This is a genomic window from Mesotoga sp. H07.pep.5.3 (assembly GCF_002752615.1).
Classification (GTDB): Bacteria; Thermotogota; Thermotogae; order Petrotogales; family Kosmotogaceae; genus Mesotoga; species Mesotoga prima.
On record NZ_AYTV01000012.1, the window covers coordinates 858,062 to 872,702 of the forward strand.

At 49.2% G+C, this 14,641-nt stretch carries 12 protein-coding genes; 8 read left to right on the forward strand and 4 right to left on the reverse strand.

All coding sequences use genetic code 11. The annotated features are described in order from the left end of the window. Nucleotides 1–44: 44 nt before the first annotated feature. The 8 genes from V513_RS07840 to lysA are packed head-to-tail and all read left to right on the forward strand — an operon-like array spanning nt 45 to nt 7,349. Nucleotides 45–1,010 (forward strand): aspartate-semialdehyde dehydrogenase, encoded by a 966-nt coding sequence (locus tag V513_RS07840; RefSeq protein WP_099772267.1) that lies wholly within the window; start codon nt 45–47, stop codon nt 1,008–1,010. Then, nucleotides 1,010–1,726, forward strand: coding sequence for a diaminopimelate epimerase (gene dapF, locus V513_RS07845; RefSeq protein WP_006492850.1), 717 nt, complete (start codon nt 1,010–1,012; stop codon nt 1,724–1,726). Before V513_RS07840 ends, dapF begins: the two co-directional genes overlap by 1 nt. Then, the gene (gene dapA, locus V513_RS07850) at nt 1,696–2,577 is read left to right on the forward strand and encodes a 4-hydroxy-tetrahydrodipicolinate synthase (RefSeq protein ID WP_006492851.1); all 882 of its coding nucleotides are present in this window, start codon (nt 1,696–1,698) and stop codon (nt 2,575–2,577) included. Before dapF ends, dapA begins: the two co-directional genes overlap by 31 nt. Continuing rightward, entirely contained in the window at nt 2,574–3,221 is a 648-nt protein-coding gene (locus V513_RS07855) for a 4-hydroxy-tetrahydrodipicolinate reductase (RefSeq protein WP_099772268.1), read from the forward strand. The genes dapA and V513_RS07855 overlap by 4 nt, the downstream gene beginning before the upstream one ends. Next, nucleotides 3,206–3,913, forward strand: coding sequence for a 2,3,4,5-tetrahydropyridine-2,6-dicarboxylate N-acetyltransferase (gene dapD / locus V513_RS07860; protein WP_006492853.1), 708 nt, complete (start codon nt 3,206–3,208; stop codon nt 3,911–3,913). Before V513_RS07855 ends, dapD begins: the two co-directional genes overlap by 16 nt. After that, entirely contained in the window at nt 3,914–5,113 is a 1,200-nt protein-coding gene (locus V513_RS07865) for an aspartate kinase (protein ID WP_006492854.1), read from the forward strand. It begins immediately after the preceding gene. A gap of 9 nt (nt 5,114–5,122) precedes the next feature. Further along, nucleotides 5,123–6,229 (forward strand): aspartate aminotransferase family protein, encoded by a 1,107-nt coding sequence (locus V513_RS07870; RefSeq protein WP_099772269.1) that lies wholly within the window; start codon nt 5,123–5,125, stop codon nt 6,227–6,229. After that, nucleotides 6,222–7,349 carry a diaminopimelate decarboxylase gene (gene lysA, locus V513_RS07875; RefSeq protein WP_099772270.1) on the forward strand — a complete coding sequence of 376 codons (1,128 nt, stop codon included), beginning with the start codon at nt 6,222–6,224 and terminating at the stop codon, nt 7,347–7,349. The genes V513_RS07870 and lysA overlap by 8 nt, the downstream gene beginning before the upstream one ends. A 155-nt stretch (nt 7,350–7,504) precedes the next feature. Here lysA and V513_RS07880 read toward each other — a convergent pair whose 3' ends face one another. From V513_RS07880 to V513_RS07905, 4 genes are all read right to left on the reverse strand, one after another. Further along, a complete protein-coding gene (locus tag V513_RS07880; protein WP_099772271.1) occupies nt 7,505–8,506 on the reverse strand; it encodes an alpha/beta fold hydrolase in 1,002 nt (333 codons plus the stop codon). A 989-nt stretch (nt 8,507–9,495) separates the two neighbouring features. After that, nucleotides 9,496–11,370: an ABC transporter ATP-binding protein gene (locus V513_RS07895; RefSeq protein WP_099772274.1), complete on the reverse strand. Its 1,875-nt coding sequence runs from the start codon at nt 11,368–11,370 to the stop codon at nt 9,496–9,498. Next, complete coding sequence (locus V513_RS07900; RefSeq protein ID WP_006486310.1) at nt 11,367–13,592, reverse strand: ABC transporter ATP-binding protein; 2,226 nt, start codon at nt 13,590–13,592, stop codon at nt 11,367–11,369. The genes V513_RS07895 and V513_RS07900 overlap by 4 nt, the downstream gene beginning before the upstream one ends. After that, the gene (locus tag V513_RS07905) at nt 13,580–14,053 is read right to left on the reverse strand and encodes a MarR family winged helix-turn-helix transcriptional regulator (RefSeq protein ID WP_099772275.1); all 474 of its coding nucleotides are present in this window, start codon (nt 14,051–14,053) and stop codon (nt 13,580–13,582) included. Before V513_RS07905 ends, V513_RS07900 begins: the two co-directional genes overlap by 13 nt. Between the last annotated feature and the right edge of the window lie 588 nt (nt 14,054–14,641).

Below are 14,641 nucleotides of genomic sequence, written 5' to 3' on the forward strand. Positions count from 1 at the left end.
CGTTTTCTTCGGGAACACTTTTTCGTTATTCAGGAGGTGGTTTAGTGAGAATTGCAATAGTCGGCGCAACCGGGGAAGTTGGCCGAATGATGTTAAAAAAACTCGAAGAAGAGAACATTCCAGCAGAAGTGATCGATCTCTACGCTTCCAGCAGAAGTGTGGGGAAGAAGTTCACCTTCAAAGACAAAACTTTAGAGGTCGCCGAGCTTCGCGAAGACTCTTTTGACAAAGGCTACGACTACGTGCTCTTCTCGGCAGGGGCGTCGATCTCGAGGCATTATTCGCCAATAGCTGCAGAAAAAGGGGCTCTGGTGATCGACAATTCGTCGGCTTTCAGAAGCGATGCGGAGATTCCTCTCGTTGTGCCTGAAATCAACGGTTTTCTCGTTAAGGGATACAAAGGAATCATTGCAAACCCGAACTGCTCTACTATACAAATGGTCCTTTCTTTAAGTGGCATATACAGGAGATACGGAGTCAAGACGATAGTCGTCTCTACTTATCAGGCGGTATCGGGTGCAGGCAACAAAGGAGTCGCCGAACTCGAAAAGCAGGAGGCCGGCGAGATTGTCCCAACCGTCTTCATCAGACAGATATATAGAAACGTCGTACCTGTAATAGGCGATTTACTTGAGACCGGTTTTTCAACCGAAGAGATGAAGATGGTCAATGAAACGCGAAAGATTTTCGGCGACGATTCAATTTCCGTCTGGCCTACGACTGTCCGGGTTCCCGTTGCGCACGGCCACTCGGAATCCATATTCGTCGAAACGATCGAGCCCTTTACGCTTGACGGCCTGAAAAGCGAAATTGAGCACTCTCAGAACGTTGTTTACAGCGAAGATCATTTGACCCCCCTCGAAGTTGCCGGTTCTGATCTCGTCTATGTATCACGACTCAGGACCTTCGATTCCAGCAGATTCCTTTTCTGGAACATAGCGGACAACATCCGCGTTGGTGCCGCAACAAACGCGGTCAGAATTATGAAAGCCCATATGGGAGGTGCTTAATGATGAAAGGAGCATACTACACCGCAACGGGAAACACCTTTCTTGTAGTCGACTCTAGAGAGAGAAAACTGAGCGATATGGAGAAACGCCTTCTTGTGCTGAAGTATGTAGACGGAAGAGACGGAGCTATCTTCGTCGAAAGAGATTTCATGGACTACTACAACTGCGATGGAAACAGAGCCGCTTTTTGCGGGAATGGGGCGAGGACCTACGTTTATTTCATTCACGAGAAAGAGAAGCGCAATTTGGTAGAATTCTCCTCTCACGCGGGCAACGTTTTGGGTAAAGTGGACGATCTAGTCAGCGTACGAATGCCGTCTCCCAGGTTTCTCGGTACCTTTGAAGAGGAAGATTATTCTGGAGAGATAGTCGTCGTAGGCGTCCCGCATCTAGTTATCGAAGGAGACACAGATAAAGTAGATTGGAACGCTCTTTTGCCTCTGAGACATCTTTACGATGCAAATATAAACGTATTCACCGTTAAGAAAGAAGGAAGTCTCAGGATACGGACATTCGAACGGGGTGTTGAAGGCGAAACCGGTGCCTGCGGAAGTGGTGCCACCTCGGTAGCTTGGGTCTACTCGCGGAGAACTGGCTGTGAAAAAGTCATTCTACAGGCAAATGGCGGGGACCTTACCGTGTCATTCAGAGATGGATCCGCCTATCTTGGAGGAGGTGTGGAGAAATGTTCAGAGGAACTGGAACTGCAGTTATAACGCCCTTTAAAGACGGAGCCGTTGATTTCGACGCATTCAGGCGATTCCTTCGTTTCCAGCTTGAGAACGGAATAGAGGCATTGATAGTTCTCGGCACGACCGGCGAATCACCGACTATAAATGAATCTGAACGAACCAAACTGATAAGAATTGCAGTGGACGAGGCAGGCGGGAAAGTGCCCGTAATAGTGGGTACCGGGACGAATTCGACGGAGAAGACAATAAAGAGCTCGCTGAAGGCTTTTGACGAAGGTGCCGACGGCGTGCTTGTAGTTGTACCCTATTACAACAAACCAACACAAGAGGGCCTTTACAGACACTTTGGAGAGATAGCGACGCGAGTACAGGGACCAGTTATCATCTACAACGTACCGGGGAGGACAGGGGCAAACATCCTGCCGGACACGGTAATCAGATGTCTAGAGTTCAATAACATCGTTGGTGTAAAGGAGGCGAGCGGGGACCAGTATCAGGTCGATTACCTCATCTCCGCCTTGCGATCAAAGGAATCTGACTTCAGAGTCTGGTCCGGAAACGACGACCAGGCCTTCCATCTCTGTTGCAGCGGGGGTGACGGAGTGATCTCGGTAATCTCCAACGTTGCGCCGATGAAGACATCCGCCATGATTCATTCGATCCTAAAGGGCGATCTTCATATAGCTAGAGGGCTCCATCTGGAGCTTCTGCCTTTGATGAAGGCACTGTTCGTGGAGTCTAATCCTATTCCTGTAAAATACGCGCTCAGCCTTATGAACTACTGCCAAAACGAACTTCGTCTGCCACTTTACGAGCTTTCAGGAGGAAACCAAAAAGTTGTCCGGAAGGCTTTGCAGGAGAGTGGTGTCTTGTGAGATACGGATTGATCGGTTCCACGGGCCGTATGGGAAAAGAGATTATCGAGGTCTTTAAAGGACATGATCTTGTTCTCGAAGTTAATGATACAGGGATCTTCCGGCACGGCGAACCGGAAGTGATCGTGGATTTTTCAAATCGCGAAGTACTTAAGACTACGATCGAACTGGCCGCGCAGTTCGGGGCAGGTATGGTGATCGGTACCACCGCTCTTAGTCAGTCAGACTTTGCAACTCTCAAGACACTTTCGCAGAAGGTGCCTGTGGTCCAGAGCTATAACTTCTCCACAGGGATTAATATACTGAAGATGATTCTCAGAGAGTTCTCGCCACTTCTGGAAGGCTTTGAGGCAGAGGTAATTGAAACCCACCACAGCGGGAAGAAGGACGCGCCTTCGGGAACGGCCTTGATGCTGAAAGACGCTACCGGGAGGGATCTTCCCATTCATTCGCTGAGAGTGGGTGGAGTTCCGGGGGATCATTCCATAGTATTTGCAAACGAAGGTGAGGTAATTGAGATAACTCACAGAGCGATCTCGAGAAAAGTTTTCGCCATTGGCGCACTGACCGCGGCTCGATTCTGCCTGGAGCATGAGAAGGGTTTTTACTCCTTTGAGGAGGTAATAAAATGGACTCAGAAATGATCATAAAGATGATTAGAGACGCGAAGAAGAAGACCCCTGCGGTCTGCTACTTATCCGGCGATTTGAGAGGGCTGAAACATGAGAATGTCCGATTTGTCGGCGGAAAGGATTTCGGGATTCTCTTCGGCGATCTGAAAGAGATAGAAGCTATCCTCGAGTTACATTCAGAGAGAATTTCGGCTCATTACATCGAAGTAAAAGCGCGGAACTCCGCTCTTCCCCTGGCCGATCTGACTAAATACCACGCAAGGATAGAACCGGGAGCGATTATACGTGATCTCGTAGAGATTGGCGACAACGCGGTGATTATGATGGGCGCAGTTCTGAATGTCGGAGCTGTAATCGGTGAGGCCACCATGATAGATATGAACGTCGTAATCGGAGGAAGGGCGATTATCGGAGCCAACTGCCATATAGGGGCTGGAGCCGTTGTTGCCGGAGTGGTCGAACCGCCCAGTGCCACTCCCGTTGTTATTGAAGACAACGTGCTTGTCGGTGCCAACGCGGTTATTCTTGAAGGCGTAAGAGTCGGCGATCATTCCGTAATAGCTGCCGGTGCCGTTGTCACAAAGGATATTCCACCCTATTCCGTTGCGGTGGGAATGCCTGCAAAGGTAGTGAAGCGGTTCGACGAGAAGACGGCGAGCAAGACGAATCTCGTCAAAGAGCTGCGTGAGATACAGGAGAGCTAGATGATCGTACAAAAATACGGAGGTTCATCTGTAGCCGATGCCGAAAGAATAAGAAACGTTGCAAGAAGAATAAAGAAGAAGGTCGACGCAGGAGAAAAAGTGATCGTTGTCGTCTCTGCGATGGGAAAGACGACAAATGAGCTAATATCTCTAGCCGAATCGGTAACCGAAAATCCCGATCGCAGAGAACTGGCGATGCTTCTTTCTACCGGGGAACAGGTTTCGGCTGCTCTACTCTCGATGACTCTAATAGAGATGGGAGTTAGATCTATCTCGCAAAACGCCATGCAGCTGGAGATCTCAACGTTTGGCGATTTCGATAACGCGAGAATCGCCGATCTTAATCTCGATAAGATATACGCCGAGCTTGAGAAGCACGATGTGATTGTTGTCACTGGTTTTCAGGGTGTAGATCCGGAAGGGAATTTAACAACGCTTGGGCGAGGCGGCTCAGACACTTCGGCAGTTGCAATTGCGGCCAAAGCCGGTGTTCAATGTGAAATACTCAGCGATGTCCCAGGTATTTTCACCTGTGATCCGAAGTTTCACAAGGATGCGAAAAAACTGGACTACATAACATATGACGAAATGCTTGAACTGGCAGCCCTTGGGGCTAAAGTCCTCCATTCAAGGTCTGTGGAAATAGCAAAGAAATATGACGTTGAAATCCTGTGTTTGTCTTCATTCAGCGAAGAAGGAGGTACGAGAGTGGTGAACAGGCTACCGGAATGGCTTGAACAGCCTGTAGTAACTGGAGCGACTATTGACACAAACCAGTTGAAGATCGCGATCAACAAACTTCCCGGAAATACGGACATCGTAAGCAAGATCTTCCAGGCGGTTGCTGGATCGAGTTTCAACGTAGACATGATCTCGATAGTAAACGATAATGGGTATATTCATCTGGCCTTCACTGTGCTTTCAGCAAGTCCCGCTGCAATAAAGAAGACGATAGAAAGCGTCCTGGTCGATGTAGACAACTGGGAACTTACTATAGATGAGGACGTTGCGAAGATTTCCACCGTGGGAGTAGGCATGAGGTCGAGTGCAGGAGTCGCTGCTCGGTTCTTTTTAGCCCTTCAGAAGGCCGGCGCGAAAATAATAGCAACGACAACCTCCGAAATAAAGATCTCTGTGTTAGTTCCAAAATCTCAGGCAAGCAAGGCCTTGAAGGCCCTGCTCGACGAATTCGAACTGTGAGATGATGAGATGCTGTCAAACGTTTATTCGCCATTTCCATTGAAGATCCGCAGTGCCCACGGTATCAGAATCGAGACGGATAATGGTGAGTTTCTCGATACCTTTGCCGGAATAGGGGTTCTTGCTTTCGGGCACACGGATAGAAAGACCGTCGATGCCGTTACTTCAAAGGTTCAGCGGTTCTCCCACACTTCGAATTACTTCCTCGACGAAGACGCGATTTCCCTCAGCAAATTTATCCTCGACTTCTCAAATTCCGAAGGCGAAGTTTACTTCGCTAATTCCGGGACGGAAGCCACAGAGGCCGCTATAAAAGCTGTAAGAAGGCTAAAAAAGGGCAAGCTGATTTCGTTCGAGGGGAACTTCCACGGAAGAACGATGGGCGCGTTGTCGCTAACTCATAGCGAAAGGCTTCGGAAACCCTTTGAACCGCTACTTCCCGACGTTCGGTTCATTCCTAAGAGTGTTCAAGATTTTGAAAAGGCAGTATTGTCTGATGAAATTGCCGCGGTCTTCGTGGAGGTCATTCAGGGGAACAGCGGTGTTCACCTATACCCTGCCGAGCTTCTTCAAGCCATTGAGAAGTTGAGAAAAGAGCGAGGTTTTTTGCTCGCAGCCGACGAAATACAGAGTGGCCTCTGCAGAACGGGAGAGTATTTTGGTTATCAGAATTACGCGATCGAGCCGGACATAATAATACTGGGAAAGGCTGTGGGAGGTGGACTACCCCTGGGGGCCGCCGTGTTCAGAGGCGTATCGCCCTTTTATCCCGGAGATCACGGCTCCACATTTGCACCGAATCCAGTCAGCCTCGCAGCAGGGCTCTCCGTTTTGAGTAGAATGGACTCGGCTCTTCTAGAAAGTGTTAGAATATGTGGGGCCCATCTGAAGGAGAATCTGGAGAGACTTCCCTGGGCAAGAGAAGTGAGAGGCATGGGACTCATGATTGGCGTTTCAACGGAGAACCCTGAAAGAATAAAGAGCCTCGCCTTTGAAAGGAAGGTACTTCTAAATGTTACGGCGGGAAGCATAAGGTTCCTTCCGGCGCTGAATATTTCGGAAGAAGAGATAGACGAGATAACGGAGCGACTGGATTTTGGAGGACTAAATGATTGATTTTCAGAAACTTGCAAATGAGTTTGGAACACCATTATACGTATATGATTCGGAAAAGATAAGGAAGAGGATAAAGAAGGCGAAGACCGTTTTCGATGGTCTCGATGCAGAGATAGTCTTCGCCCTTAAAGCCAACAACAACCCCGCACTTCTCAAGATCATGGCCGAGGAGGAAATCGGAGCCGACGTCGTCTCGAGGGGCGAGCTTCTTGCGTCGAAGATGGCCGGAATGAACCGAATTCTCTGGAACGGGAACGGCAAAACTCACGAAGACATTAGACATTTCGTGAACCAGGGGCTCAACATTGTCTGCATCGACTCACTTCAGGAGTTGCCGCTCTGGGACGGGGTAAATGTGATCAAGCTCTTGAGAGTAAACCCCGATGTAGATGCCCGTACTCACCCGCATATATCGACAGGCTTGAGGGCCCATAAATTCGGCGTGCCCATAGAAAAGGTCTCGGAAGTTGCCGACAGGATAGATGGAATACATCTTCACATAGGCTCTCAGATTACGGACGTGGAACCCTTCTTCGATGCCTATTCTAAGGCCCTCGATTGTGCAAAGCAATACGGATTCAAGCACATCGATCTTGGTGGAGGCTGGGGAATAGACTACGAAGGAAGAGAGCTTGACATTGAAAGACTTCAAAAAGGAATATCCGGAATCTTTGCAGGCTTCGACGGTAAACTGATAGCCGAACTGGGGAGATTCATCATAGGTCCGGCCGGCTATCTGGTCACCAAAGTGGTCAGCGTCAAGCCTTCGGAAAAGATATTTATTGTCACCGACGCTGGAATGAACGCCTTGATAAGACCAGTGCTGTATGATGCCCATCACAGAATTCAGGTCCTCGCAAGCACAAAAAAGACCGTCACTGCCGATGTGGTCGGTCCGCTGTGTGAAAGCGGTGACATTCTTGCCAGAGGCCGAAAGCTCGAAGTACCGATTCCCGGAACCGCAATAGTCTTGGAGAATGCCGGCGCGTATGGATTCTCAATGGCAAACAACTACAACGGAATGCCCTTCCCTGCGGAAGTGCTCGTGGACGGAGAAGAGGTCAAGCTCATTCGCCGCAGACAGAGCATTGAGGAACTATTCACTAACGTAAAGATGTGAAGATCGAGATCCGCCCTTTCGATAAATCGCTGAATCAAACGAAAGCTCGCGACTCATTGGGTAGAGACTCAGATAAAGAAAAGCAAAAAGAGGGACTGACTCATTTCTTTTGTCCCTCTTTTTTGGTGACTTATAGCGCTATCGAAGAACGATTTTTACAGTGTCTTGCTAAACCAATCTACAGTGGCTTCTATTAGCTGATTGAATGCGGTCATATCTCCGGTGAATATATTGAAGGTGTGGTCTGCGCCCTCGATTATAAGAACCTTCGATTTCTCATTTCTAGATGCATCGACGATTCTCTGTGCATTCACGGGATCGACTACTGTGTCTTCTGAACCATTGATAGCAAGCACCGGTGCACTTGAGTTAGAGAAGACCTGCAAGACGTCCGTTCCGTAGGCCTCGTCGAACCACTGAAGTCCCAGTTTAAGAGGGCTTCTCCACTCAAAGGTCAGCTCATAGTAACCATTCTGCTTCGCAATTTCGTAAGCTTCTAAGCTTCCAACGCCTGACAGGTCAGGAGCGCCAGCCCAGCAGAGAACAGACTTGTAAGCGGGATTCTGTCCTGCCGCAAGCAAAGCGATCGTTCCACCCTGGCTCCAGCCCATTATCCCGGCCCGATGACCGTCCACTCTTGGAAGACTTGCCGCGTAAGCGAACGCGATGTTCGTGTCGTCTACGGCTGAAGTGAAATTGTAGTTAATGTAGTCGGCAGTACTCTCGCCGTTCCCAATGAAGTCAAAGCGAACACTCGCAATACCGGCCTTTGCAAGCGCTGGAGCTGCCAGCAGGTAACCACCACCGGCCTCGTTCTTATCAGAGCCTGTTCCATGAAGCATAACAACTAATGGAAATGGACCGTCACCGTTGGGTATACAGATAACAGCGGGAATCTCATGATCGATATTGGGAATCATGACGGATATTTCCGTATAGGCTTCAGGAATCTTCAAGACCGTTCCCACCTGAAGTGCAAACTCATCAGTGATTCCGTTAAGTTCGGCAATTTCCTTCCAGTCGACACCATACGCCTTTGCGATCTCCCATAGAGTATCTCCCTTTACAACAGTGTACTCGCTTCCGGCTCCGAAAAGCATACCGCCAAGAAGCACAATCAAAAGAACAACTAGAGAAGCTCTCCTCGTAACTTTCAACGCTCTCACCCCTCAAAAAAGATATGGTTTCATTTTTAGTATACACCCGCTTTGTTGCCGGACTGATAATAAGCTCCTCTTGAAAACGCTCCTGCAAGAAGAGAGAGAAAGAGAGGGAGAGAAGAGAGAGAGAGAGAAAGGGAGAGAAGAAGAGAGAGAAAGAGAGGGAGAGAAGAGAGAGAGAGAGATTGAAGACATGCGAGAAGTCACGTCTTCTCGTGAGCGAAGCAAACGTCTCAAATGTGTTCTTTCTCAGCTTTTCCAAGCGTACAGCAGTTCTTTGGGCGAGATCCCGTATAGGAGCGCTGCGGAATGACAGAAGAGGAGCTCGTCCGGGCAGACTCTACGGGATGACAATTTCAGATGATTGTGGAGTTCTCTTGTAGGGGCGAACGGCCGTTCGCCCAAAAAAGGTCCTGGTTGGAGTCTCTGCCTTTTACGCGAAAAAAACATACTATAGGAGTCGGTCAGTCTCTATTTTTGCTGTTGTCCTCTCGTGAGCGCAGCGAACGTCTCAAATGCGATCTTTCTCGGCTTTTCCAAGCGTGCAGCAGTTCTTTGGAAGAGATCCCGCACAGGAGCGCTGCGGGATGACAAAGTGAGTGGATTCAGGGCGAACTTTACGGGGTGGTAGCATGGGGGAATCACGGGATGACACCGCTAAACGTCATCCTGACAATGCTCCTGGTCAGGATCACTGTCCCTCGCGAAAAAGGGACCACAGGACCCGGTCAGTCCCTTTTTTCGCTCTCTCCTTCTCGTGAGCGCAGCGAACGTCTCTATTGCGATCTTTCTCGGCTTTTCCAAGCGTACAGCGTTTCTTTGATTGGGATGCTGAACGAAGTTCATGACAGGATCTGGAGTTCTCTAGCAAAAGTCGCTTACAGACATTAAGAGATTTGTCAGTCCCTATTTTCTCGTGAAGATAGAAAAAGGCGGGCTTAAGGCCCGCCATGTTCGTTAATGTTACGATTTTGTCTTTCTCTTGCTTATACGGCCTCCACGAAGTCGCTTTCAAACTGACTGGCGTAAAGTTCTGCATAGAAGCCGCCTCGCTCAAGAAGTTCTTCGTGAGTTCCCTGTTCAACGATGTCGCCTTCGTTCATTACGAGTATGAGATCGGCATCTCTTATCGTTGAAAGTCTGTGGGCTATGATGAAGCTGGTCCTGTCTTTCATCAAGTTTGCCATGGCTTTCTGTATCAAGGCTTCCGTTCTTGTGTCGACTGAACTGGTCGCTTCGTCTAGAATAAGAACTTTCGGATCTGCCAGTATTGCCCGGGCAATGGTTATGAGCTGCTTTTGACCCTGCGAGATGTTCGTCTGCTCTTCGTTCAGTACGAGGTTGTATCCGTCCGGGAGGGTATGGATAAAGGAGTCGACATGAGCCGCCTTAGCCGCTGCAAGAACTTCTTCATCGGTTGCGTCGAGCCTTCCGTATTTGATGTTGTCCCAGACACTGGCGTTGTAAAGCCAGGTGTCTTGCAGGACCATTCCGAAGTTTTCCCTCAGGTCGTGTCGGGTGTATTCTTTTATGTTATGTCCGTCCAGAAGTATCTCTCCGGAGTTGACATCATAGAAGCGCATCAGGAGTTTGACTATGGTCGTCTTCCCCGCTCCCGTGGGGCCGACGATGGCAATGTTGTGGCCCTTGTCAACTTCGCAGGAGAAGTCTTTTATGATTATCTTTTCCGGGTCGTAGCCAAATCTGACGTTCTTGAACTCGACATGGCCGTGATGATCGACTCCTCTGACAGGATCGGTAGTCTCGGCAACTTCCTCTTCTTCTTCCAGGAATTCGAAGACTCTCTCCGCTGCAGCTGCCGTCTGCTGGAAGACGTTCATGATATTTGCGATTTGCGCGATGGGCTGAGTGAACGACCTTACGTATTGTATAAAGGCCTGGATATCGCCGACAGTGATCATCTTTCTGACGGCAAACCAGCCGCCTACTATGGTTATGAGGACGTATCCAAGGTTTCCCACAAATGTCATTATGGGCATCATCATGCCGGAGAGAAACTGTGATTTCCAGGCGGAGTCGTATAAGTCGGCGTTGAGGTTGTCGAAGGTTTGTATGCTTTTTTCCTCTCCGTTGAAGGCCTTTACAACGACGTGGCCTCCGTACATCTCCTCAATGTGGCCGTTTACCTTTCCGAGGTACTGTTGCTGCTTCTTGAAGTATTTCTGGGAAAGCCTGACCACAAAGGTGATGAGCCCCATAGAAACAGGTAGCATTAGCAAGGCTATAAGTGTTAGCTGCCAGCTTATCGAGAACATCATTATGGTGACACCGACAACTGTCGTGACAGATGTTATGATCTGGCTCAGACTCTGGTTTAGCGTTCTACTTATGGTGTCGACGTCGTTTGTTACCCTTGACAGGACGTCTCCCTGGGAACTCTTGTCAAAGTATTTCAGGGGAAGCCTGTTTATCTTCTGGGAGATTTCCTGCCTGAATTTGTATGTGACCTTCGCGGATATGCCCGACATTATCCATCCCTGGATGTACATAAACAGGGCGCTGAGCACGTACAGCCCGAGAAGAATAAGCATTGTTCTGGCGATCGACTCGAAGTTTATTCCTTCGCCGGTCCCGGTGATTTTGGCCATGATTCCCTCGAATACTTCAGTTGTCACCGTCCCGAGTATCTTCGGACCCATTATGGAGAAGAGAGCGCCGGCCGCCGCAAAACAGAGCACTACGATTATCAAAACCTGGTACTTCCTAAGATATTGAACGAGTTTCTTCAGTGTCCCTCGAAGATCTTTGGCCTTCTCTCCTCCTCGCATCATGCCGGGCCCCACTGGACCGCCCTGACGACCTAGATGGCCTCTTCCGTGTTCTCTACTATCCTTGCTCATGCTAGTTCCGCCTCTGAAAGCTGTGATTGCGCAATTTCTCTGTATATCTGACAGCTTTTCATCAGTTCGTGGTGTTTGCCGATTCCAACAAGGTTGCCCTCGTCAAGAACGAGTATCTGGTCGGCGTTCTTTATCGTTGCAATTCTCTGGCCAACAATTATCATCGTGCTGTCCCCCGTTTCCCTTTTGAGCTTTCTCCTCAGTGCTGCGTCAGTCTTGAAGTCGAGGGCCGAGAAGCTATCATCGAAGAGGAGTATCTTCGGCCTCTTCAGAAGCGCCCTGGCTATGGAGAGCCTCTGCTTCTGCCCTCCAGACACGTTTGTCCCGCCCTGGGAAATTGGCGAGTCAAACCCTTCTTCCTTCGCCCTTATGAATTCGAGGGCCTGGGCGATCTCCGCAGCCCTTTTGATTTCTTCATCAGAGGCATTCTCATTGGCGTATCTGAGGTTCGATTCAATAGTTCCGCTGAAGAGGATGCCCTTCTGGGGGACGTAGCCTATCTTTTCTCTAAGCTCATGTTGATTTACTTCCCGGATGTCAATTCCGTCCACCAGCACTTGACCGCCACAGACATCGTAGAACCTCGGTATCATGTTCAGAAGCGTAGATTTCCCCGAGCCGGTCGAGCCTATGATCGCCGTCGTCTGTCCCGGCAGGGCCGTGAAGCTTATGTCGTTCAGAATGTTTTTCTCGGCACCAGGGAAGCGGTAGCACACGTTCTTGAATTCGACAGTTCCCTTGAAATCACTACCAAATTTCTTCGGTTTTTTTGGGTCTTTTATCTGGGGGTCGACCTCGAGGATCTCGGAGATTCTGGCTGCTGAAACGGAGGCCCTTGGGATCATTATGAACATCATTGTAAACATGAGAAAGGCGAATATGATCAACATGGTGTACTGGATATAGGCCATCATATCTCCGACCTGCATGGTTGAGGCCTCTATCTGGTGCGCGCCCACCCAGACGATGAGGAGCATAGTACCGTTCATCACAAACATCATCGCCGGCATCATCACTACCATCACCCGGTGAACGAAGAGGTCGGTTCTTGTCAAGTCCTTGTTCACTGTGTCGAATCGCTCTTCTTCAAACTCCTGGGTGTTGAAGGCCCTGACGACCATGAGACCGGAAAGATGTTCCCTTGTAACCAGGTTCAGCCTGTCTATAAGCTTTTGTATCTTCTTGAATTTAGGCAGGGCTATGGCGAACACGATTCCAATCAGGCCTAGCATTATGATGACGGCAAGTGCAATAATCCAGGACATGGAAGTACTCTTCTCAAGAGCCCTTATGATTCCTCCGACACCGATGATCGGGGCGTAGAATGCCATCCTAATCAGAAGAACAATCACGAGCTGGATCTGGGTTATATCGTTTGTTGTTCTGGTTATGAGCGAAGCCGTAGAAAACCTGGCAAATTCGGAGTTTGAGAAGTTCTCGACCTTCTCGAAAACGTCTCTTCTCATCCTTCTGGCCGAGGCGGCTGCTATCTTCGAAGCGATGAAGGCAACCATGATTGTGGACAGTGTGCTCAGCAGAGTCACGAGAACCATGACCAAGCCCGTGCTGAGCACGTAGGCGCTCTGGAGCTTAGTAGTGTCCACGCCGAGCTCTTCGTAGATTTCCTTCACGACGAGCGCAGCCGACTGGCTGACGATGTTTTCACCCATGACTTCGACCATGCTGTCGATCTGATTTAGCATTTCGAGCCTCTGAGCCTCGGGCATCAGCCTCATAAGGAGGAATACGTTTGCCCCCTCGGGGATGTTGAAGCCCTCAGGGGGCGCGAAACTACCGTTTGACCCAGTCATGCCGTTCTTGACTCCGGAGTAAGCCATGAGGGCTTTGCCAAAGATCAGACTGAGGGCCTGCCGGTCTTCAATCTCTCCGGGTTTTAGCACATAGACATCTTTGCTCTCCAGCGCAGGGTACTTCTTGAGGTTTTCTTCGTAAGTGGCGGAGTCTTTTGTTATGAGATCGTAGTGGCTCAGAGCTTTTTGCTTATCTTCTCCGCTCATGAACAGCGAGACGTTATCAAAAGCCTCTTTGCTAATGGCCTCCGGGACTGCGTCTTCGATACCGCCCTGCTGGATTCCGACATTTACGATATTCGACATGTAGTCTGGAAGGGCCAATTCCGCCATCGCCTGAACGAAGAGCAGGGCCACTGCGACAATGATGAAGACAGTGTAGGGTTTAAGGTACCGAATCAGTTTGAGCATCGGCTTCGTCCCCTCTCTCTGGGTTCTTGCGATTCTTCAAGTATCTTCTCCAGCTTTTCGAGCCCTCGAATGATGGAATCAACGTCTTCTTCTGTCATGGTTGACAATGCTTTTCTCATCTTTTGCGCAAAGGCATTGAGACCTTTCTTAACTGGTTGGCGATACTCGTCCGCAAGACTTATCATCACGATTCGCCTATCTTCGTCACTTCTCTTTCTTTGGACGATCTTCTTTTCGACGAGCCTGTCGATTATCCCAGACACCGTGCTATTAGAAAGATCGAGTTCTTTACTTATATCGCTTACCTTCATATCGCCACGTAGGTTCAGCACTCTCATAACAAGGATCTGTGATTGGGTCAAGCCCATCTTTTTGAAATCACTTTCGAAATTCTGCTTTACAACCGACATTATCCTCTTGACAAGCGTCAGCATCTCTTGTATTCTAGAGCTTTCCTCCAACAAAACCACCTTCTATGCACATCATTCGAACTTTCGCATACGAATACTTAGACTTCGAATATTTCGCATACGAAATATATTGTACAGTAGAAACACAGATGTGTCTATGACGAAAAAAAGAGAAGTCGTAAACTTTGTGGAACAAGCCAGATTCTTTGCTCCTACAAAGTAATTTCTAGGGTCTGGCAGAAGCGAGATCCGTGCAGAGTCTGGAAAAGCAAGATCCGGTGCAGGAGCACTACGGGCTGACAGAAGAGGAGCTCATTAGGACAAGCTAATCAGGGCAGGCTTTACGGGATGACAATTTCAGATGATTGTGCAGTTCTCTTGTAGGGGCGAACGGCCGTTCGCCCGAAAAAGGTCCTGGTTGGAATCTCTGCCTTTTACGCGAAAAAAAGACATACTATAGGAGTCGGTCAGTCCCTATTTTCGCTTACAGCGATTAGCGGGTCTTCGTACTTAAGCGCATAGGGGTTCTTAGAACGGGATGCTGAAACAAGTTCAGCATGACTGAATGCGGCGTTTCCGAAGTGACCTCACACTGTCATCCCGAACTTGTTTCGGGATCCGGTGCGCCCGGCATGATAC